The sequence below is a fragment of the Chloroflexota bacterium genome (assembly GCA_038040195.1).
In the GTDB taxonomy this organism is placed as follows: Bacteria; Chloroflexota; Limnocylindria; order QHBO01; family QHBO01; genus DASTEQ01.
This window is the reverse complement of record JBBPIR010000006.1, coordinates 22,727-42,673: the sequence shown is the minus strand read 5'-3', so window position 1 is coordinate 42,673 and position 19,947 is coordinate 22,727. Positions and strand designations below refer to the sequence as shown.

The following is a 19,947-nucleotide window of genomic DNA, read 5'->3' as shown; positions in this document are numbered from 1 at the left end:
GGTTCAGGGTCGGCCGTGCTCAGCGCCCGACTCCGAGGTAGCGAACGCCGGCGGATTCCACGCGACCCCGATCCAGCGCGTTGCGACCGTCGAGCAGGACTTCGAGGCCGGGGAGGGCGGCCGGATCCAGGTCTCGGTACGCGGTATGGGCGGCCTGCAGGATGGCCGCGCGGACCGGCACCGGGGCCCGGAGGTCGTAGGGTTCGAAGCCGCGCCGCCGAAGGTGATCGGCGTCGAAGTACGGATCGTGGGCGTACACGGAGGCGCCGCCGGCCCGCAGCGCGTCTCGGAGCAAGAAGGCGCTGCTGAAGGAGTCCTCGTGGACGTCGCCCCGATAGCCGATCCCCAGGATCAGCACCGCGGCGCCGTCCAGGGAGCCGAGTGCCTCGGCCAGCCGGTCCACGGCATACGCCGCCATGCCGTCGTTGACCGCCCGGGACAGGGGCGGCAGGCGCATGCCGGGCTCCGCGCTGAACAGGAGGTGGGGGTAGACCGGGATGCAATGGCCGCCCACGCCGACCCCCGGCTGGTGAATGTGACTGTACGGCTGCGAGTTGGCCGCCGCGATGACCTCGGTCACGTCGATCCCACGTCGCGCGGCGACCTGCGCAAACTCGTTGGCCAGAGCGATGTTCACGTCGCGATACGTCGTCTCGGCCAGCTTGGTCATCTCCGCCGCCTCGGCGCTGGCCACCGCACGGATCTCGGTCCCCGGCTCCAGGACGGCGGTGTAGAAGTCGACTGCCCGCTGGGTACCCTCCGGCCTGGTCGCGCCCACGATTTTCGGGTAGCGCTGCAGGTCGAGCAGTACCCGGCCGACGAGGACCCGTTCGGGGGAAAAGGCGAGGTGGAAGTCGCGGTCCACCCGCAGCCCGGAGCCCGCCTCCAGCATCGGTCCCAGCCGGTCCCGGGTGGTCCCGATGGGCAGCGTGGTCTCGTAGATGACGAGCGTTCCCGGCTGCAGCCCACGCGCCACGTCGCGAGTGGCGGCGTCGACCTGGGAGTAGTCCACCTGGCGTGCGTCGTCAACCACCACCGGCACGATGACGACGATCACCTCCGCCTGGCGGACCCCCGCCACGTCGTCGGTCGTGGCGCTCAGCAGGCCCTCGCTGACGAGGTGGCGAACGCGCTCGATCAGGGCCGGCTCGTCGGCATGCGGCGACTCGCCACGGTTGACGGCCTCGACGACGCGGGTGTCCAGGTCACACCCGATCACCGTATGCCCACGGCTGGCGTACTGGACCGCAAGCGGCAGGCCGATGTGTCCCAGCCCGACGACGGCGATGTTCAATGCAGCAGCTCGGCGAGCTCTTCCTGCCCGATCATCACGCCACGCTCCGCCGCATCCACCATCGCGCGCGCCAGAAGGAGCGCCACCAACGCGTCGTGGGGGTCAACGGGTGACGGTCTTCCGTCTCGGATCGCGGCGACGAACTCCCCCAGCTCCACCACCAGGGGCTCTTCGCGCTTGATGTGGCGCCAGATGATCTCCCCTTCGGCCACCGAACCCGACTCCGGATTGGCATAGAAGACGAGGTCCTGGGTCAGATAGTCGGCCAGGTACATGCCGCGCTCACCGGTGACGCTGACCGTGCGCACCTTGGTCGGTGTCAGCCAGTTGATCTCCAGCAGGCCGACGGCCCCCGACGCAAACTTGACGATCCCCGTGAGGAGGTCTTCGTGGTCCGTGTGGATCCGCTGCTCCGTCTCGGCATACAGGCGGATCGGCTCCGATTCGAGCAGGTAGCGCATCACGTCGAGGTCGTGGGGCGCCAGGTCGACGACCACCCCAACGTCGCGAATGCGGGCGGGAAAGGGTCCAAGGCGGGTCGCCCGCACCTGGAAGATCCGGCCCAGTTCCCCCTCCCCGAGGCGGCGCTTGAGTTCGCGGACGGCGGGATTGTAGCGCTCGATATGTCCGACCGTGAGCAGGAGATTCCGTGCCTGAGCCGCCGCGATCATTTCCTCACCTTCGGCCCGAGTGGCGGCGATGGGCTTCTCGACCAGGACGTGGGCTCCGGCTTCGAGTGCCTGCAGGGTGACCTCGTGATGCAGAGATGTAGGGACGGCCACCACGACCAGGTCGGGTCGCTCCGCCGCCAGCATCGCGGCTACATCGGTATAGCCCCGAGCCGTCCGTCCCGAGGTCGCGCGGTTGACAGCGTCGGAGGCCGTGTCCATGACGCCTACCAGCTCGACGCCGGGGAGCGCATTTAGGACGCGTGCATGATTGGCACCCATCGACCCCAGGCCGAAGACCGCCGCCCGCAGGGGGTCTCCGCTCACGCGGCCACCCGGCTCTCGGGATGTGATCCCAGCTCGGCGGCCGTGGCATTCACGGCTTCGATGACCGCGTCCACTTCCTCGTCACGCAGGCCGGGATGGACCGGGATCGACACGACCTCCTCCGAGAGCTGCTCGCTGACCGGGTACGACTGGTCCCCATATCCCAGCTCGATGAATGGCTTCTGGCGGTGCACCGGGATCGGGTAATAGACGCCGGTGCCCACGCCACGCTCGCGGAGCCGCTCGGCGAAGGCGTCGCGCCTCAGCACGCGCAAGGTGTACTGATGAAAGACATGGGTCGCGCCCGGACTCAGCCGCGGGGTCACCACGCCCTGCAGCGAGGCGGAATACCGGGCCGCAATCGCGATCCGGCGCGCGTTGAAGGCCGGCAGCTTGTCGAGCTGGGCCAGGCCGATGGCGGCGTGGATATCGGTCATCCGGAAGTTGTAGCCCAGCACCTCGTGGTGGTACCGGATCTTCATGCCGTGCTCGCGGCGCAGGCGAGCCCATTCCGCCAGGTCGGCGTCGGCGGTCGTGATCATGCCGCCCTCGCCGGTGGTCATGTTCTTGGTCGGGTAGAAGCTGAACACGCCCTGTCCCCAGCTCCCCGATCTGCGGCCATCAAGCGCCGCGCCATGACTCTGCGCCGCGTCCTCGATGAGCGCCAGCCCACGCCGCTCGGTAATGGCCTCGATGGCCGGCAGATCGGCCGGTTGACCGTACAGGCTGACCGGCATGACGGCCCGCGTCCGCGGCGTGATGGCCGCCTCCACCCGGGTCGGGTCGATGTTGAACGACCCGGGCTCGACGTCGACGAAGACGGGGTGCGCCCCGGTGTACAGGACGCTGGTGGCGCTCGCGATGAAGGTGAATGGCACCGTGATGACCTCGTCTTCCGGGCCCACCCCGGCAGCCAGCAGTGCGAGGTACAGGGCCGTCGTTCCCGAGGAGGTCGCGACCGCATGCGGCACGCCCACGAAGGCTGCGAAGCGCTCCTCGAGCTCGCGGACGCGCGGCCCCTGGGCCAGGGATCCGGAGGCCAGGGTCTCGGCAACCAGCGCCTGCTCCTCCGGGCCGAGCAGCGGACGCGCGATCGGGATCACGAGGCCACGAGGGCGGCGGCTCGGCCCGCGGTCAGACGCTCCAGGGCTTCCACGATGCGCTCGGCAGCATGACCGTCGCCGAAGAGTGGAGGCCGGAGTGCGGATCGGTCCACCTCATCGGCTGTGGCGATGGCGGAGGGGGCGTTGCTTGGCTCGGGGCACAGGCGGTTCCAGCCCGCCTCGAGGGTCTCAATCCACTCCGTCTCGGCGCGCAGGGTGACGCACGGCACGCCGGCCAGGTAGGCCTCCTTCTGGACGCCGCCCGAGTCGGTGGCGATGACGCGGGCGGCGCGCTCCAGCGCCACCATGGCCAGGTATCCCACCGGCTCGAGCAGCGTCACCGACGCCGGGATCGGGACCTCCGCCCCGGCGAGGATGGCCCGGGTGCGCGGATGGACCGGGAAGAGGATGGGACCTGCCTGCTCCGCCACCGCCTCCAGCCACGCGCCCAGGCGCGCGGGATCGTCCACGTTGGACGGGCGGTGCAGGGTCAGGAGGAGGTAGGGCTGCGCCTGCGCAACCGGAGGCAGGAGGTCGTCGGCTCGAGACGACGCCGCCATGAACGCATCCACCATCACGTCGCCGACCATCGTGGCGCGCTCCGCCAAACCCTCTCGAGCGAGGTTGGCCATTGCGGCCGGGGTTGGAGCCAGGAGGAGGTCCGAGAGGTGATCGGCCACGATCCGGTTCCGCTCCTCGGGCATGGATGGGTTGAACGAACGCAGGCCTCCTTCGACGTGAGCCAGCCATGGCCGCTTTCCGGCGCCGTCGACCAGCTTCGCGGTGGCCAGGGCGCCTGCCAGGGTGGAATTCGTGTCCCCATAGACGAGGACGGCGTCGGGGGCCTCGTCGCTGAGCAGCGGCTCCAAGCGACGCAGCATCTCGGCCGTCTGGATGGCGTGCGTCCCGCTCCCCACTCCCAGATCGTGATCCGGCTGCGGCAGGTCGAGGTCCCGGAAGAAGGCGGCGCTCATGGCATCGTCGTAGTGCTGGCCGGTGTGTACCAGCACCTCGTGGTGACGCCGCCGAAGCTGCCGACTGACCGGCGCAGCCTTCACGAATTGGGGTCGTGCCCCCACCACCGAAACGATCTTCACGCCACATCCTCCGCCGGCGGGAACTGGCGGCCACAACTGGGGCACGGCCCGGCAAACGGCGTCCCATCCGGCCCGTCGGGCAGCGGTTCCGCGCAGGGGCAGGCGCTCCCGATTCGACGGGCCGGGTTGCCGAGGACCAGGGCGTAGTCCGCGACGTCGCGGGTCACGACGCTCCCGGCTCCGACCAGCGCCCAGCGGCCGATCGTGACCCCGGGCAGCACCACGCTGGCCGCGCCGAGCGCAGCCCCAGCACGGACCCGGATGAGGCCGACCTCCCAGTCGGCGTCGGTCTTGGACGACCCGTCCGGGTCCACCGCGCGCGGTAATCGGTCGTTCGTGAGGCACACGTGGGGGCCGATGAACACGCCGTCTTCGACGGTCACGCCGTGGTACAGGGAGGCGTTGTTCTGGATCTTGACCCGATCGCCGACCACCACGTCGAAGTCCACGTACACGTTCTTGCCGATCACGCAGTCCGACCCGATCCGGGCACGCTCGCGGACCTGGGCCTGGTTCCAGATGCTGGTGCCGGGGCCGATGATCGCCTCAGCCGAGACGTCAGCCGTGGGGTGGATGCGCACGGACGAGGCTTCGTTCATGCGTCCTCCGCTGTGATCGGCATTCTAGCGCGGACCGACAGGAGCTCCTGCAGGCGCGGCATCGCGGCAGCAACCGCGCGGCCGCGATGGGACTGCGCATCTTTCGTCGCCTCGGGCAGCTCCGCCGTGGTGCGCCCGTCAGCCAGCTCGAAGATGGGGTCGTAGCCGAAACCGCCCGCCCCGCGTGGTTGTTCCGCCACCCGCCCCGAGACGGCGCCCTCGAACAGCTCGACGCTGGGTCGACCGCCATTCCGTGGCGCCGGAGTGGCCAGGGCGAGCCAGCACACCATCCGCACCCTGCGATCGGCGACGCCAGCCAGGCGATGGAGCAGGAGCTCGGCCCCGGATGGTCCGTCGGGCGCCGCGAACCGCGCGGAGTGGACACCCGGTCCCCAGCCCAGCGCCGCGACCTCGATCCCCGAGTCGTCGGCCAACGTGATCTCCCCCGTGGCGCGGCAGAGCGCGACCGCCTTCGCCGCGGCGTTCTCGGCGTAGGTCGCGTGCGGCTCGGGCACGTCCATCCGAACGCCCATCTCGCTGGGGCTCACCACGTCCGCCTCCAGGTCGGCCAACAGGCGCCGGAACTCGGCCAGCTTGCCGGGGTTGTGGGTGGCGACCAGGAGCCGGCTCACTCCGCGGCGGGGGCTGCAATCGCCTCGCGCTGCAGCTCGTAGAGCTGGCGGATGCCGGCGGCCGCAAGGCTCACCATCTCGGCCATCTGCTCCCCGCTGAACGGGGTCTGCTCGGCGGTGCCCTGGACCTCGACGAAACGCCCGTCGTCGAGCATCACCACGTTGAAGTCCACCCCGGCTGAGGAGTCCTCGGCATAGTCGAGGTCGAGGAGGAGCGTCCCACCCCCGATCCCCACGCTCACGGCCGCGACCCGGCCGGTCAGGAGGTGGCCCATCCCGAACCGGTTCAGAGCGCGGGCCAGGGCCACGTAGGCCCCGGTGATCGACGCGGTACGAGTGCCGCCATCGGCCTGGAGGACGTCGCAATCCAGGGTCAAACTGCGCTCGCCCAGACCCCCCAAATCGACCACCGAGCGCAGGGATCGACCGATCAGGCGCTGGATCTCATGCGTGCGGCCGCCGATCCGGCCAGTGCTCGCCTCGCGCGGCGTCCGTTCTGTTCCGGCCCGCGGCAGCATGCTGTACTCCGCGGTCACCCACCCGGTGCCTTTGCCCCGCAGGAAGGGCGGCACGCGATCTTCCAACGTGGCCGCGCACAGGACACGGGTCTCGCCAACCCGGATAAGGGCCGAACCTTCGGCGAACTTCAGGTAATCGGGCACAATCTTCACGGGACGAAGCTGATTCGGCAGGCGCCCATCCGCGCGGCGGGGAGCGGCGATGGTCGACATTGGTCGCGATGATACCCGTGCTACCGTCGGGCTCCATGCGCCTGCTGGTCGTGACCGCGCGATACCCGACTCCCGATCGGCCAGCCGCTGGGGCTTTCGTTCGAGATCGGCTGGGTGATCCCGGCCTCACGGTCCACGTAGTCGCCCCGCATCGGTACGACGGCTCGCGCTGGGGTCGATTCGCTCGACTTGTTTGGGAGGCCCTCACCACCCGGGGCCGTTTCGACGGCGTGGAAGCGCACTTCGTGCTTGCCACCGGCCCCCCGGCGTTGCTCGCCGCGCGCCTGCGAGGACTACCTCTGGTCGTGTACGCGCATGGCGCCGACGTCCGCGATGCGGCCCAGCGCTCCGTGGTGCATCGCTGGCTCGCCCGCAGGGTGATCCGATCCGCGGACGCGGTCGTGGCCAACTCGGCCGAGACCGCGGAACAGGTCGGCCGCCTCGGCGGCCGAGCCGAGATTATCCCACCCGGCATCGACCTTGCCCGCTTTGGCCCTTCGCCCAGGCCACCCCGTCGCCGGATCCTCTACCTGGGAGGCGACGTTGCAGAGAAGGGCGTCGACGTCGCGCGACGTCTGGCCGATACCCTGGTTGGGCCCGGACTTCGCGAAGTCAATCCGGCCGAGGTGCCTGGACTCATGGCCAGCCACGACGTGGTCCTGGTCCCCTCCCGGGTCGAGCCCTATGGCCTGGTTGCGGCCGAAGCGATCGCCTCCGGCCGCTGGGTGGTGGCCGCCGCGGTTGGGGGGCTGACCGATATCGTCATCAACGGCGTGACCGGCACCTTGGTGCGCGACGGCAACTTTGCTGAGGCCCTCGAGCGCGTCCCCGATTACGATCCCGCCGCCGTAGCGGCGGACGCGCAACGGTTCAGCGTCGAGCGGCATCGCGCCGGGATGCGAGCGATATGGCAGCGGGTGCTCTCAGGGCGCCAGCGGCCCGCTCGCACGTAGCGACCGGGGCGCCCGGGCTCATGGTCGAGCAGCCGGTCTTCCCTCAGGGCACGAAGTAGCCGGTCACGTCGAACACGAGGTCTGTGGTGCCGGCGTAGCCAAAGGTCGCACTCAGGCTGCCGGTGGGGCTGAGGGCCACCGTGACCCCGTTGGCCCGGGTGTCACCCAACGGGAAGTTCAGGGTTGAGCTGGTCGGGTTGGCGACCGGATCGGGCCCGAGGAACACGAAGCCAGGTTGGGTCGGGTTGGTGGCGGTCAGGGTGCCGGTGACCGCGGTCGCGTTGGCCGGCACCCCGCCCAGGCCGGTGACCTGGAAGGTGCGGGGGGTCAACGCGCTGAACGGCCCGGACAGCCCATTGCCGACCCGGGAGTCGAGCAGGCGAGCGGGCGTCAGCGGGACGAAAGTGGCGCCGCTGTCATCGGGCACGAAGTAGCCGGTCACGTCGAAGATGAGGTGGGTCGTGCCGGAGTAGCCAAAGGTCGCACTCAGGCTGCCGGTGGGGCCGAGTGCCACCGTCACCCCATTGGCCCGGGTGTCCCCGAGGGGGAAGTTCACCGTCGAGCTGGTCGGGCTGGCGACAGGATGGGGCCCGAGGAACACGAAGCCAGGTTGAGTCGGGTTGGTGACGGTCAGGTTGCCAGTGACCGCGACCGCGGTGGCCGGCACCCCGCCCCGGCCGCTGACCTGGAAGGTGCGCGGGGTGTTGGCGGTGAACGGGCCGGCCAGCCCATTGCCGACTCGGGTGTCAAGGATCCGGGTCGGGGGCAGCGGGACGAAGGTCGCGCCCGCCGGGTCGGGCAGGAAGTAGCCGGTGACGTCGAACAGGAGGTCGGTGGTGGCGCCTGACGACGGGCTGTAGGTGGCGCTCAGGGTGCCGTTCGAGCTGAGCGCCACGGTCACCCCGTTGGCCCGGTTGTCGCCGGCCGGGAAGTTCAGGGTCGAGCTGGTCGGGCTGGCCGTCGGGTTGGGGCCGAGGTAAACGTAGCCGACTGTCGTCGGGTTGGTGACAGTCAGGTTGCCAGTGACCGCGACCGCGGTGGCCGGCACCCCGCCCCGGCCGCTGACCTGGAAGGTGCGCGGGGTGTTGGCGGTGAACGGGCCGGCCAGCCCATTGCCGACTCGGGTGTCAAGGATCCGGGTCGGGGGCAGCGGGACGAAGGTCGTCGCCTGGGGCGGCGGTGGGGCCCCGAGGACGGTGCCTGCCGACTCCTGGATCCAGTAGCCCGCCCACATCCCGGCGGTGATGTAGTACCAGGTCCCGGCCTGGTTGGGGATCGTGCTGCGCTGGCTGGTCGGCGCGTTCGAGCCGCTGGCCAGGGTGTAGGACAGGCTGGCGGTGATGGCCCCGGTCGCGTTGAACTGGCGGCCGACATAGGTGCCCGCCGCGAAGTACAAGGTCCGCGGCGGGTCATACGTCTCGGACACCTGGGGGACTTCGAGAACGAACTTGCTCGCGAGGAGATTCCAGAGGTCTGCGCTTCCTTGATCCATCAGCAGCGTCCACATGCCGGTGCCTGCCAGGTCGCGCTGGTTGACCATGTCCCATTTCTCGGCAAGCGACGCCGCGTCGTCGTAATAGCCCTCAACCCAGGAAGCGGCCACGCTGTCGTAGTAGCGGAACCACGGCACCTTGCCGACTCCGTCCCACAGCCTTCCGTATCGGCCGGACAGCACAAGGTTGCCCACGTAGTAGTACGCCTTCGACGACCCCGACGCCCCGGGCACGGTCGAGGCGTTGAGCGAATCCGACTGCGTCAGCCACGTCCGACCGTAGTACGGGACGCCCCAGATGATCTTGGAACCCGCCACGATCTCGAGGTAATCCGCGACGGACTCGTTCACGTCGAGCATGTAGGGCGCGTCCATCGGCGCCACGCCGCCGGCTCGAGCCGAGCCCGACCAGCTGTAGTCGTAACCCATCACGAAAAGCTCGTCGGCGGCGCCCGCAGCTACCAGGCCGGTCAAATCGTACCCAGTGGCCCACGTTGCAGCCCCGGCCATGGTGCACACGGTCAGGTATGAGCCGACGCCTGCCGCGACGAGAGCCGCCTTGAGCTGCCGCACGAATGACGTGTACTGGTCCCGTTGCGCCACCGCAACCGGCTCGAAGTCGAGGTTGACGCCATCGGCGTTCCGGTCGCCGACCGCAGCCACGATCGCATTCACGAGCGTGGTGCGAGCCCCGGCGCTGCCGAGCAGCGCAGCCTGCTGGGCCCCCCCATCCCACGCCATCATGGTCACGGTAAGAACGACACGGACGCCGCGTGCGTGGGCGGCATTGATGACTCCGGTCATTGCGGAACTGTTCCAGCCGCTCCAGCCTGTCGAGTAGGTGGCCAGGGTGCCGTCAGACTGAGCAGCTACACCAAAATACGCGACCGTCGAGACCAGTTCGTAGCGCATCCACTGCAACTCGTCGGCGCTGAGCATCCAGTAGGGCAGGAAGCCGAGGACCTCTTTGCGCAGCCCGTTCGGCAGGTTGGTTGCGAGGGTCGCATCGCGACCCTCGTATGGGTCGGCCAGGCCCAAGAGCGAGGCAGTACCGAGATCGGTCGCCGTCGATGCGAGGGCGATCGACGCGGTGGGCGCCGCCAGCGGGGCGGGCCTTAGGCCGGGCCTGAAGTCATAGATCCCGTCGGCGTGTTCCGCCTCCATCTCGGCCTGCACCGAACGCTGCTGACCGAGGCCGGGCTGAGCGACGGGGAGCACCTTCCCGTTGGGGAGCGTGATGGGCCCTTCGGCGACTGTCGGGGGAACGGGCCACGGGGCGCCCCCGGCTGGAGGGTCCGCGGCACCAAGTCGCGACGGTGCGCCGGCCGCAGTGGCCACTGCGAGCAGGATCGCCAATACCGTGGATATCGGAGCAGGGGATCGGCGCACGTCGAGCGGTTGACCTCGTCAGGAGGCTGGGCCATCCGAGGCGACTGCACCGGAGTCCAGCGGTCTGCACCGTACCGACTGGAGAGTCGCCGGCCCATGGTACGAATCTCCCGGCCCGATTGGCCCGCCACCGGGTTGGGCGCGCCAGCAGGGTCTAGTCCGGTCTCGGTCCTCAGGGAATGAAGTAGCCCGTGACGTCGAAGATCAGTTGCGAGCCGCCGTTGCCCCACGCGGGGAGGAACGTGCCGCTCAGGCTCCCGCCGGTGCCGAGGGCGAGCGTCACCCCGTTGGCGCGGCTGTCGCCGAGTGGGAAGTTCAGCGTTGAAGTCGACGGGTAGTCAACAGGATCCGGGCCGAGGTACATCGCGCCATCTATGGTCTGACCGGTGACGGTCAGGTTGCCGGTGACACCCATCGTGGTACCCGGTACCCCGCCTCGTCCGGCTACCTGGAAGGTTCGCGGCGCGTTGGCATTGAAGGGGCCGCTCAGCCCGTTGCCGAAGCGCGTGTCCAGCAGCCGACTGGGTGTTAGTGGAACGTACCTGGCACCGGATCCATCGGTCACGAAGTAGCCCGTGACGTCGAAGATGAGATGGGTGGTCCCGCTGTAACCGAAGGTTGCGCTGAGTGTGCCACCGGGCCCCAGGGCCAGGGTCACGTTGTTCGCTCGGTTGTCGCCGGTCGGGAAGTTCACGGTCGAGCTGGTGGGGCTGGCGGTTGCGTCGGGGCCGAGGTAGACGTATCCCGCGGCCGACTGCTGGGTGACGGTGAGGTTGCCGGTGACAGCGACCGCGGTCGTTGGCACCCCGCCCTGTCCACTGACCTGGAAGGTTCGCGGCACGTCGGCGCTGAAGGGGCCACTCAGCCCGATGCCGAAGCGGGTGTCAAGTAGTCGAGCGGGGGTTACGGGAGCGTAGGTCGCGCCGGATGAACCGGGTACGAAGTACCCAGTAACGTCGAAGACGAGATGGGTGGTCCCGCTGTAACCGAAGGTTGCGCTCAGCGCGCCGGTTGGGCTGAGGGCCATCGTCACGCCGTTGGCGCGGGTGTCACCGACCGGGAAGTTGAGGGTCGAAGTCGGTGGGCTCGCAATTGGACTGGGACCAAGGTAGACATAACCTGGGCCTGTCTGGGCGGTGACGGTCAGGTTACCGGTCACGGCTGTCGCATTCGCGGGCACGCCACCGCGCCCGGTGACCTGGAACGTGCGGGGGACGTTGGCGCTGAACGGGCCGCTAAGGCCGTTCCCATTCCGAGTATCGAGCAGCCTGGCCGGTGCAAGGGGTACATATGCCGCCGGCTGCGGCGTCGTCACCGTTACATAGTTGGTACGGGTCAGCGCATGGCTACCAAGGCTGTTAGTGGCGGTCAGCTTCACGCTGTACGTGCCAGCCACCGGGTAGGTATGCGACGGGCTGCGTTCGGTCGAGTCGGTGGTCCCGTTGTTGTCGAAGTCCCAGGCCCAGGAGGTGGGCCCAGCTGTGGCGGACTCATTGGTGAAGGCCACCCACAGCTGCTCGATCCCCGCGGTGGGAGACGCGCTGAAGGCCGCTGTCGGTGGCGCGGGCGTCGGTGTCTGGTTCGGATCGCCCGCGAACGCATACCAGTAGCTCCACAGGCCGCCGGGACCCTGCGTCCTCTGGATCCAGGCTTCGGCACCGGCGACGTGCGGGTGGGGGAAGGTCCTCAGCGCATCTGCCGAGTATCCGTTGGCCATCCTGAAGATGTCCCCGAAACTCCGGGTCGGGTTCTCCAGAATCTTTGTGACGACCGATGTCGAGCCGACGTCGCTGGCGAAATAGGTTCCGCCCAGCGCGAGGATGGGGCGCGAGTAGTACCCCACGCGAGCCAGGGCGGTCGCCTCGCTGCTCGGGGTTGATTCTTCCGTCTCGCCCGCGCCCGGTGCATAGCAGGCGTTGGAATAGACCATCACAAAGCCCGGCGCCGGCCTGATCGGTCCGCCCGAGCAGAAGGCGGAGTTGTAGGAAGTCAGCGGCTTGCCCTCGAGTGCAGCCTCGCCGCAATACACCATCTGGGTCGAAAGGTTGTCACCGTCTCCCGCGCCGGCGTATCGGTTCAGGCCCCAACCATTTGTCCGGTCAGCAAGCAGGTTCGGCCCGTACGGGTTGGGGTAGCCGCTGCCATGGCCGATGTACACGATGATGTTGGCCCCGTTGACAGCGGCCAACACATTGGCCCAGGTGGCGTTCGGCGTATAGACCTTGACGACTGTGGCGCCCAGCGCAGTGGCCGCGCTTGCGATGGAATCCCCGCGGCTCCGGTAGTTAGTCGAAAGCGAGCCGACCGGCCCGACGATGATGACGACCTTCTGGCCCGCGGCGCCAGCACGGACTGAATGCGGGGCGATGACGGCGGTGGCCGCCAGCAAGAACGCCAGCCCGATGGCGAGGGCAAGGCGGGCGGGATGGAGCAAGGTACGGTCGTGCAACAGGGTCTCCGCGAGTGCTGATGAGTTCAGCTATGACCCTACGCACCGGCAGTTGCGGCTTCTAGTAGGTGATGGTTCTGCGCACGCCGGACCTTGGAGCCAGGTGCGCGGTGGCACCGCCGCAGCGGACCGCGACCGACGTGCCGCTCAGTCGAGCGTCGCGGAGAGCACCACCATGAGCCATTCCACGGTGCGCGGGTCGACCGCGGGACGGACGAAGGCCGTCTGGGTCAGGCCGTTCGGATCGGTCTCGAGCGCCGATACGGTCCCCACCAGCAGACCCCGCGGATAGGGACTGGCGGGGACGCCGTCCAGCTCCAGTCCGGCGGTCACGATCGTGTCGCCAACCGAAACATCATCGGTGAGCGTCACCTGGTTCATGATCAGCTGTCCCCCCGGCTGCCCCTGAACCAGGCCCAGCGCATCGGTCTGCTGGTCACGCGCGACGACGCGTGAACGCGGGTCGACGACGAGGCGGACGACGGCGCGATCCTGGCTGGCCTGAATGACGATCCCCGCCAGCCCGCCGCCCCCCTCTGCAGCCGCCACGACCGGCATCCCGACCCGCACGCCGTCGTCGTGGCCGGCCCCAATCCCGACTTCCCAGCTCAACGCGCTGGTCCCGGCGGAGGTCACGCGGACCGGCAGCAGCTCCCATCCGAGGAGCTCCTGCAGCCCCAGCAGCTCGCGCAGCCGGGCGTTCTCGCGGGCCGCCTCCTGGAGCGCTGCCGTGCGCTGCTCAGCGCCGGCCAGCGCACTCCGCAGATCGTCGTTCTCGGTGCGCAGCCGATCGATCTCGGCGATCGTCTCGACCACGTCGGAGATGGCCGAGCCGACCCCAGTCACAAAACCCTGGACCGGGCTCACCAGTCGGGCGCTGACCTGCTGCACTGACTGCGCCGGCTCGGTACCCGACACCGCCACCAGCGCGAGACAGATGACAACCAGGACGGCCCACCACAGCCCGCTCCGGCTCCGGCGATGGGGGCTCGACCCGGCCGATCCGCGCAATCCGGGCAGGCCGGGCAGGCCCGAGCGGCCGCGCATGCCGTGAGGGCCTACCGCGGCGCGCGGGTGTACTGCTCGCTGACCAGCACCCGCTCGAGCGTGTCGAGCTCCTCCAGCACGCGCCCGGTGCCGCGCACCACGCAGGTCAACGGGTCATCGGCGACATGGACCGGCATCTGGGTCGCTTCCGCAACCCGACGATCCAGCCCCCCTAGCAGAGCCCCACCGCCGGCCAGCACGATGCCCTGGTCCATGATGTCGGCCACCAGCTCCGGCGGCGTCTCCTCAATCGTGTCCTTGATTGCCTGAACGATCGCGGCCACCGACGGCTCGAGCGCCTCGCGGATCTGGTCGCTCCCGACCTCGATGCTGCGCGGGAGGCCGGTCAGCAGGTCGCGTCCCCGGAAGGTGACGGTGCGCGGGTTGGTATCGGGATAGGCCGAACCGACCGCGATCTTGATCTCCTCGGCGGTTCGCTCCCCCATCAGAAGGTTGTACTCGCGACGGGCGAAATTGACGATGTCCTGGTCCATCTCGTCGCCGCCGATGCGGATGGATCGGCTGACCACGATCCCACCGAGGGAGATGACCGCCACTTCGGTGGTGCCACCGCCGATGTCGACGATGAGCGAGCCCGACGGCTCGCTGACGGGCAGGCCGGCGCCGATGGCGGCGGCCATCGGTTCTTCGATCAGGCGCGCCCAGCGCGCATGCGCGTTCAGGGTCGCGTCGCGGACGGCACGCTTCTCGACCTCCGTTACGCCGGACGGGATGCCGACCAGGACCCGGGGCCGCGGAATCCGGAAGTAGCGGTCGTGGACCTTCTCGATGAAGTACCGGATCATCTGCTCGGTCACGTCGAAGTCGCTGATCACCCCGTCGCGCAGGGGCCGGATAGCGACGATGTTGGCCGGGGTGCGGCCCACCATCCGCTTGGCTTCGGCGCCGATGGCCAGCACCCGCTTGGTCCGGGTCTCCATGGCCACCACCGACGGCTCGCTGATCACGATCCCCCGGTGCCGGACCGTGACCAGGGTGTTGGCGGTGCCCAGATCGATGCCCAGGTCATGGCTGAAGATGCCCAGCACGCCGTCGAAAATGCCCACGGATCAGGACCTACCTCGGACCAGTTGGAAGGGAACGGGTCTGGCCGTCAGGGTACCCGCTCAGGTTTTTCCTGGGACAGGGTGAAGACCACGAACGGGCGGGTCGGGCTCAGCGTGAGCGTGATGACGCGTCCACGGCGTGTCCGCGTGCGACCCGTGACCAGGTCGGTGAACCGATATGGTCGCTTGGGATCGATCCCGACTGCCTTCAGATTCGGGCGCAGGACCGCCCGCTCCGACCGTGTGGGGGTCACGTTGACGGCCACCCAGACCGGACGGCGCCAGCGCCGGGGCTCCTCGCTAAGGAGGTCGACCCGTCCAACGGGCAGGGCCTTGCGGTAGAACATGGTCCGCTGGCCGCGGACCGGCTCGAATCGGAGCGTCTCGGTTCGCTGCAGGGCCCGCCATTTCCGTCGCAGCTGGTTGATGGTCCCCATCAGAGGCTTGAGGTTGCCCGGCGCGTCCCAGTCGCGGACCTTGATCTCATATTTCTCGCTGTTCGCGTATTGGTCGGTCCTGCCCACCCGCCGATGTTCGAGCAGCTCGAACCCGGAGTAGATCCCGTACACGCCCGACATGGTCGCTGCCAGGACGAATCGGCTGACGAATACGGCCCGCCCCCGGGCCAGGTAGTTCGGGTTGATGTCGGGCGTGTTGGTGAACAGGTTGCCGCGGTAGTACTGGCGCATCTCAGTGAGGGTCAGCTCAGTCATGTACTCGCGCAGCGCGTTGCGATCCGGCCGATACGTGAAGTAGGTGTACGACTGGGTGAAGCCGGCCTTCGACAGCAGGCGCATCGGCTTGTGGGCGGTGAACGCCTCCGACAGGAAGATGACGTCCGGATGCTGGGCCTGCACCTTACGGATCAGCCATGCCCAGAACGCCACCGGCTTGGTGTGCGGGTTGTCGACCCGGAACATCCGTACCCCCCGCTCGACCCAGATCAGGACGATGCGACGCCAGGCCTCCCAGAGCTCGGCGCGTGCCTTCGGGTCGGGGGTGTGGAAGTCGAACGGGTAGATGTCCTGGTAGCGCTTGGGCGGGTTCTCGGCGTAGCGGATCGTGCCGTCCGGGCCGCGACGGAACCACTCGGGGTGCTCGTGGACCCACGGGTGATCGGGGGAAGCCTGAACGGCGAGATCGAGGGCCACCTCCAGGCCCTGCCGCTCGGCGGCCCGGCGGAAATGGAGGAACGCGTCCAGGCCGCCCAGCTCGGGTGCGACCGCCTCGTGCCCGCCCGCCGCCGACCCGACCGCCCAGGGGCTGCCGACATCGCCCGGCCGCGCCTGAACCGCGTCGTTTCGGCCCTTGCGGTTGGTGATACCGATGGGGTGGATGGGTGGCAGGTAGATGACGTCAAACCCGAGCCGGGCCAGCTCTGGAAGGCGCCACTCGGCCTCGATCAGGGTTGTCGCCCGTCCAGGCTCCCGTCCCTGGTTGCGGGGGAAGAGCTCGTACCAGGCCGCGGTCGCCGCCTCGCGACGGTCGACCACGACCTCCAGCTCGCGGTCATAGCGGGTCGCCGCCGAACGGTCCGGGTGTCGGCCGCCGGCGGCCAGCAGGACGCGCTCCCGCGCAATCCGGGCCGCGGCCCGCGCATCTGGCGCCGTGGCCAGGCGCGCTCGAGCCTCTCGCAGGAGTGCGGCGTCTGCGGCGGCGCCCGCGGCGGCCGCGCGGCGGGCGGTCCGTTCCAGGAGGCGCTGACCCTCGGCCAGCTCGGTGGCGATCGCGCCACGAGCCCGTGCCTTGCGCACCAGGCGGTCGCTCCAGCTGGCGACCTCGTCGCGCCAGGCCTCCAGCGTGTACCGATGCCATCGGTTGCGGGTGAGCCGGACTCGCCCGCTCCAGCGGTCGTGGCGGCCGGCACGCATTCGTACCTCGCGCCACTCGGGCTCATCGTCGGCCCGGATCAGGAGCGCCGCCCCGAGCAGGTCGTGGCCATCGACGATGATGTCGGCACTGACCGTCAGCCAATCCCCGACCACGCGCTTGGCCGGATAGCGGCCGCCATCGAGTTCGGGGTCCACACGCTCGATGACGATCGACCGGGCGGTGCCGACCGCGTCGGGACCCGGCTCGACGGCGGATCCCAGGCGGCGCAGGCTGGATCGGGTGGTCGTCATGCGGGATCGAACCCTACCCGATCCGAGCGGGTAGGCTGTTCGCTCGATGACTCATCCGTCCCCGCTCGGTCAGGCCGCGCTTCGACTGGTCGCCGCGGCGGCGCTGGCCGTGCTGGCGGCCGCCTGCGGGAGCCCATCACCGACCGCCTCGCCCTCGTCTGGGCCGACGGTCACCGCGGAGCCGTCACCCACGCCAAGCCCAACTCCGGAGCCCACCCCGCCACCCCTCCGTTCCGGCCCGGATTCGCTGGGTCTCGAGCTCGTCACCGGCACGTTCGCGCTCCCGACCGCGGTGACCAACGCCGGGGACGGATCCGAGCGCCTGTTCGTGGTGGAGCGTGGCGGCCGCATCTGGATCGTGAACCGCGACGGGACGGTGGCACCGACGCCCTTCCTGGACATCACCTCGCGCATCGTGTCCAGCGGTGAGCAGGGCCTCCTCGGCCTTGCCTTCCACCCGCGATACGCGGAGACCGGCCGCTTCTACGTCGCCTACACCCGGCAGCCGGACGGTGCCGACGTGGTGGCGGAGTACCGCGTGTCATCTGCAGCCGATGTGGCGGACCCGGCCTCCGAGCGCATCCTTCTGGCCATCCCCGACCCCGCGGCCAACCACAATGGCGGTGCGCTCGTCTTCGGCCCTGACGGCAACTTTTACATCGCCCTCGGCGACGGCGGGGGGCAGAACGACCAGTTCGGCAACGCCCAGAACCTGAACAGCCTGCTCGGGAAGCTCCTCCGCATCGACGTCGATGGGCCGCCCGCCGCGGACCGCGCATACGCGATCCCCGCCGACAACCCGTTCGCGAACGGCGGCGGGGCGCCCGAGATCTGGGCCATCGGGATGCGGAACCCGTGGCGCATCAGCTTCGACCGCGCGTGGCACGACCTGTACATCGGCGACGTCGGGGGAGGGAGCTGGGAGGAGATCGACCGCCAGCCAGCCGATGCGGCGGGTGGCCTGAACTACGGCTGGCCGATCATGGAGGGTCGCCATTGCCTGGCCGGGAGCTGCACGATGACCGGCTACCAGCAGCCGATCGCGGAGTACAGCCATGACCAGGGATGCTCGGTGATCGGCGGCTACGTGTACCGCGGCGAGGTCAATCCCGAGCTCCAGGGTGTCTACGTCTTCGGCGACTGGTGCAGCGGACGGATCTTCAGCCTCGAAGTCGACGGACAGACGATAACCCCCAAGACGGTGCTCGAGAGCGGCCTCCAGGTCAGCTCGTTCGGCGAGGACGAGGCGGGTGAGATCTACCTGGTCGACTTTGCCGGCGGCGGGCTGTACCGAGTCGTGGTTCCCGGCTGACCGTCCCCCGCACCGATGCCGGCGCTACAGCGCGCCGGCGGCCCGCAGGCTGACCCAGCGGTCGTGCCCGATGACCAGGTGATCGAGGAGCTCGATGTCCAGCAGCCGACCGGCGTCTGCCAGGTCGGCCGTGATCCGCAGGTCGTCACCCGACGGAGACGGGTCCCCCGATGGATGATTGTGAACAACGATCACGGCCGCCGCCTGGCGGCGGATTGCCTCGCGGTACACCTCGCCCACGCGGACCGGCGAACCGGCGAGGTTCCCGACGTAGACCGTGGCCCGGCCCAGCACCACGTTGCGGGTGTTCAGGAGGCACACGAGAAGCTCCTCGCGATCCAGATGCCCCATCTCGGGAAGTAGCCGCTCCGCGACGTCGGCGGGCGTGCGGACCCGCCAGCCCTGGGTCGGCCACCGCGAGACGGCCCGATGGCCCAGCTCAAACGCCGCCACCACCCGTGCCGCTCGGCTCTGGCCGATCCCCGGCTGGAGCGCCAGCTCCGCGGCGTGCAGGTACGGCAGCTGATCCAGCCCGTGGCGGTCGAGAAGGCCACGGGCCGCGTGAAGTGCGCTCGGCCCACCCAGCACGCGGGCCAGCAGCTCGTCGTCACCCACGCTGGACATCACGCCACGCAGGGTCGCCCCGGGCGGTGCGCGGCGACTTACCAGCCAGTTTCAGAGGCGCCGGGTCAGACCCCCACTACGAACAGGACCGCGAGCGACAGGGAGTTGAAGGCGACGTGCATCGCGATGACCAGCGGCAGGCTGCGCGTGATCACGTAGGCACCGGCGAGGGCCAGGCCAAGCAGAAAGATGGGGGGAAGCGCCAGCAAGGTTCCCCCGGACACGTGCGCGACGCCGAACAGCACGGCCGACCCAATCACCGCGGCCCGGGTTCCGTGCTCGCGTTCCCAGGCGTTGACCGCAACCCAGCGGAAGAAGAGCTCCTCGGCCACCGGGGTCAGGATCCCGATGATCCCGATCGCGATCAGGGGCGGCAGGGTGGAGGCCAGGTTGGCAACCAGCTGGCTGTCGACCGGCTCCTCCCCGGTGACCTGTTCCACGACCCACGCGAGGATCGCGGTCAACGCCGCGGCCAGCACCCAGGCGACGGCGCCGAGGGCCAAGCCGCGTCCCAGGTTGCGGGCCGTCCTCGGGCCGTCACCCAACTGCACGCCCGCCAAGGCTCGCGTGCGAAGGACGAAGAGGGCCGCGACCGCCCCGAAGACCAGCGGGGTGACCAGCAGGAGGGCGGTGACGGCCACCGGACCCGGATCCAGCACGTCCTGGCCCGCGGCATACGCGGCCAGCAGGGGGATCAGCGACAGCAGGTTGGCCGCCGCCACCGCCAGGAAGAACATGAGGATGACGCTCGGCCCGCGATAGCGCTCAGCGGGGAGGTGGCGCCGGGCCCAGACCCCCAGAAGGGCGAGCCAACCCAGTCCGCCCAACAGCGCGGCCCCTCCCCCTGTGGTGAGCACCCCCGGCAGGAGCCAATCGCGGCCCGTAGCACCAAGGCTTGCGGCGTAGAAGAGCCAGGCCGCCCCAGCCAGGACCACGATCAAGCCCAGCCCGGCGATGACCCACGCGGGCCAGGCGGGGGGCAGCCGGATCGGCGGTTCGGGGAAGGGCGGCTGAGCGAAGGGCGGCTCAGCGACGGGCGG

At 69.5% G+C, this 19,947-nt stretch carries 16 protein-coding genes; 2 read left to right on the top strand and 14 right to left on the bottom strand.

Annotated elements, in window-relative coordinates:
* Window positions 1-19: 19 nt before the first annotated feature.
* From AABM41_07925 to rph, 7 genes are read right to left on the bottom strand one after another with little or no spacing between them, the layout of a single operon-like run.
* A complete protein-coding gene (locus AABM41_07925; protein MEK6192238.1) occupies window positions 20-1,294 on the bottom strand; it encodes a nucleotide sugar dehydrogenase in 1,275 nt (424 codons plus the stop codon).
* Window positions 1,291-2,289 carry a Gfo/Idh/MocA family oxidoreductase gene (locus AABM41_07920; GenBank protein MEK6192237.1) on the bottom strand — a complete coding sequence of 333 codons (999 nt, stop codon included), beginning with the start codon at window positions 2,287-2,289 and terminating at the stop codon, window positions 1,291-1,293. The genes AABM41_07925 and AABM41_07920 overlap by 4 nt, the downstream gene beginning before the upstream one ends.
* The gene (locus AABM41_07915; protein MEK6192236.1) at window positions 2,286-3,392 is read right to left on the bottom strand and encodes a DegT/DnrJ/EryC1/StrS family aminotransferase; all 1,107 of its coding nucleotides are present in this window, start codon (window positions 3,390-3,392) and stop codon (window positions 2,286-2,288) included. The genes AABM41_07920 and AABM41_07915 overlap by 4 nt, the downstream gene beginning before the upstream one ends.
* Entirely contained in the window at window positions 3,389-4,489 is a 1,101-nt protein-coding gene (wecB, locus tag AABM41_07910) for a UDP-N-acetylglucosamine 2-epimerase (non-hydrolyzing) (GenBank protein MEK6192235.1), read from the bottom strand. Before wecB ends, AABM41_07915 begins: the two co-directional genes overlap by 4 nt.
* Window positions 4,486-5,088, bottom strand: coding sequence for an acyltransferase (locus AABM41_07905; GenBank protein MEK6192234.1), 603 nt, complete (start codon window positions 5,086-5,088; stop codon window positions 4,486-4,488). The genes wecB and AABM41_07905 overlap by 4 nt, the downstream gene beginning before the upstream one ends.
* On the bottom strand, window positions 5,085-5,720 hold the full coding sequence (locus AABM41_07900) for a non-canonical purine NTP pyrophosphatase (GenBank protein ID MEK6192233.1): 636 nt from the start codon (window positions 5,718-5,720) through the stop codon (window positions 5,085-5,087). Before AABM41_07900 ends, AABM41_07905 begins: the two co-directional genes overlap by 4 nt.
* The gene (rph, locus tag AABM41_07895) at window positions 5,717-6,451 is read right to left on the bottom strand and encodes a ribonuclease PH (GenBank protein ID MEK6192232.1); all 735 of its coding nucleotides are present in this window, start codon (window positions 6,449-6,451) and stop codon (window positions 5,717-5,719) included. The genes AABM41_07900 and rph overlap by 4 nt, the downstream gene beginning before the upstream one ends.
* 35 nt (window positions 6,452-6,486) lie before the next feature.
* Between rph and AABM41_07890 the strand changes: the two genes are divergently transcribed.
* Window positions 6,487-7,404 (top strand): glycosyltransferase, encoded by a 918-nt coding sequence (locus AABM41_07890; GenBank protein ID MEK6192231.1) that lies wholly within the window; start codon window positions 6,487-6,489, stop codon window positions 7,402-7,404.
* Between the two features lie 43 nt (window positions 7,405-7,447).
* On the opposite strand, the gene AABM41_07885 is transcribed toward AABM41_07890, so the two are convergent.
* The 5 genes from AABM41_07885 to AABM41_07865 all read right to left on the bottom strand — a co-directional run bounded on the left by AABM41_07885 (window position 7,448) and on the right by AABM41_07865 (window position 16,971).
* The gene (locus tag AABM41_07885) at window positions 7,448-10,234 is read right to left on the bottom strand and encodes a glycosyl hydrolase family 18 protein (protein MEK6192230.1); all 2,787 of its coding nucleotides are present in this window, start codon (window positions 10,232-10,234) and stop codon (window positions 7,448-7,450) included.
* 223 nt (window positions 10,235-10,457) lie between these two features.
* Window positions 10,458-12,734, bottom strand: coding sequence for a PKD domain-containing protein (locus tag AABM41_07880; GenBank protein ID MEK6192229.1), 2,277 nt, complete (start codon window positions 12,732-12,734; stop codon window positions 10,458-10,460).
* A gap of 147 nt (window positions 12,735-12,881) precedes the next feature.
* Window positions 12,882-13,781, bottom strand: a complete 900-nt coding sequence (mreC, locus tag AABM41_07875; protein MEK6192228.1) for a rod shape-determining protein MreC — start codon at window positions 13,779-13,781, stop codon at window positions 12,882-12,884.
* An 11-nt stretch (window positions 13,782-13,792) separates the two neighbouring features.
* Window positions 13,793-14,848 carry a rod shape-determining protein gene (locus tag AABM41_07870; GenBank protein MEK6192227.1) on the bottom strand — a complete coding sequence of 352 codons (1,056 nt, stop codon included), beginning with the start codon at window positions 14,846-14,848 and terminating at the stop codon, window positions 13,793-13,795.
* A 47-nt stretch (window positions 14,849-14,895) separates the two neighbouring features.
* Window positions 14,896-16,971: a maltotransferase domain-containing protein gene (locus tag AABM41_07865; protein ID MEK6192226.1), complete on the bottom strand. Its 2,076-nt coding sequence runs from the start codon at window positions 16,969-16,971 to the stop codon at window positions 14,896-14,898.
* A gap of 46 nt (window positions 16,972-17,017) precedes the next feature.
* Here AABM41_07865 and AABM41_07860 point away from each other — a divergent pair, with 46 nt between their 5' ends.
* Complete coding sequence (locus AABM41_07860) at window positions 17,018-18,283, top strand: PQQ-dependent sugar dehydrogenase (protein MEK6192225.1); 1,266 nt, start codon at window positions 17,018-17,020, stop codon at window positions 18,281-18,283.
* A 24-nt stretch (window positions 18,284-18,307) separates the two neighbouring features.
* On the opposite strand, the gene radC is transcribed toward AABM41_07860, so the two are convergent.
* Together radC and AABM41_07850 are read right to left on the bottom strand one after the other, a co-directional pair.
* On the bottom strand, window positions 18,308-18,907 hold the full coding sequence (gene radC / locus AABM41_07855; protein MEK6192224.1) for a DNA repair protein RadC: 600 nt from the start codon (window positions 18,905-18,907) through the stop codon (window positions 18,308-18,310).
* A gap of 65 nt (window positions 18,908-18,972) precedes the next feature.
* Window positions 18,973-19,842 carry a type II CAAX endopeptidase family protein gene (locus AABM41_07850; GenBank protein MEK6192223.1) on the bottom strand — a complete coding sequence of 290 codons (870 nt, stop codon included), beginning with the start codon at window positions 19,840-19,842 and terminating at the stop codon, window positions 18,973-18,975.
* Window positions 19,843-19,947 lie beyond the last annotated feature (105 nt).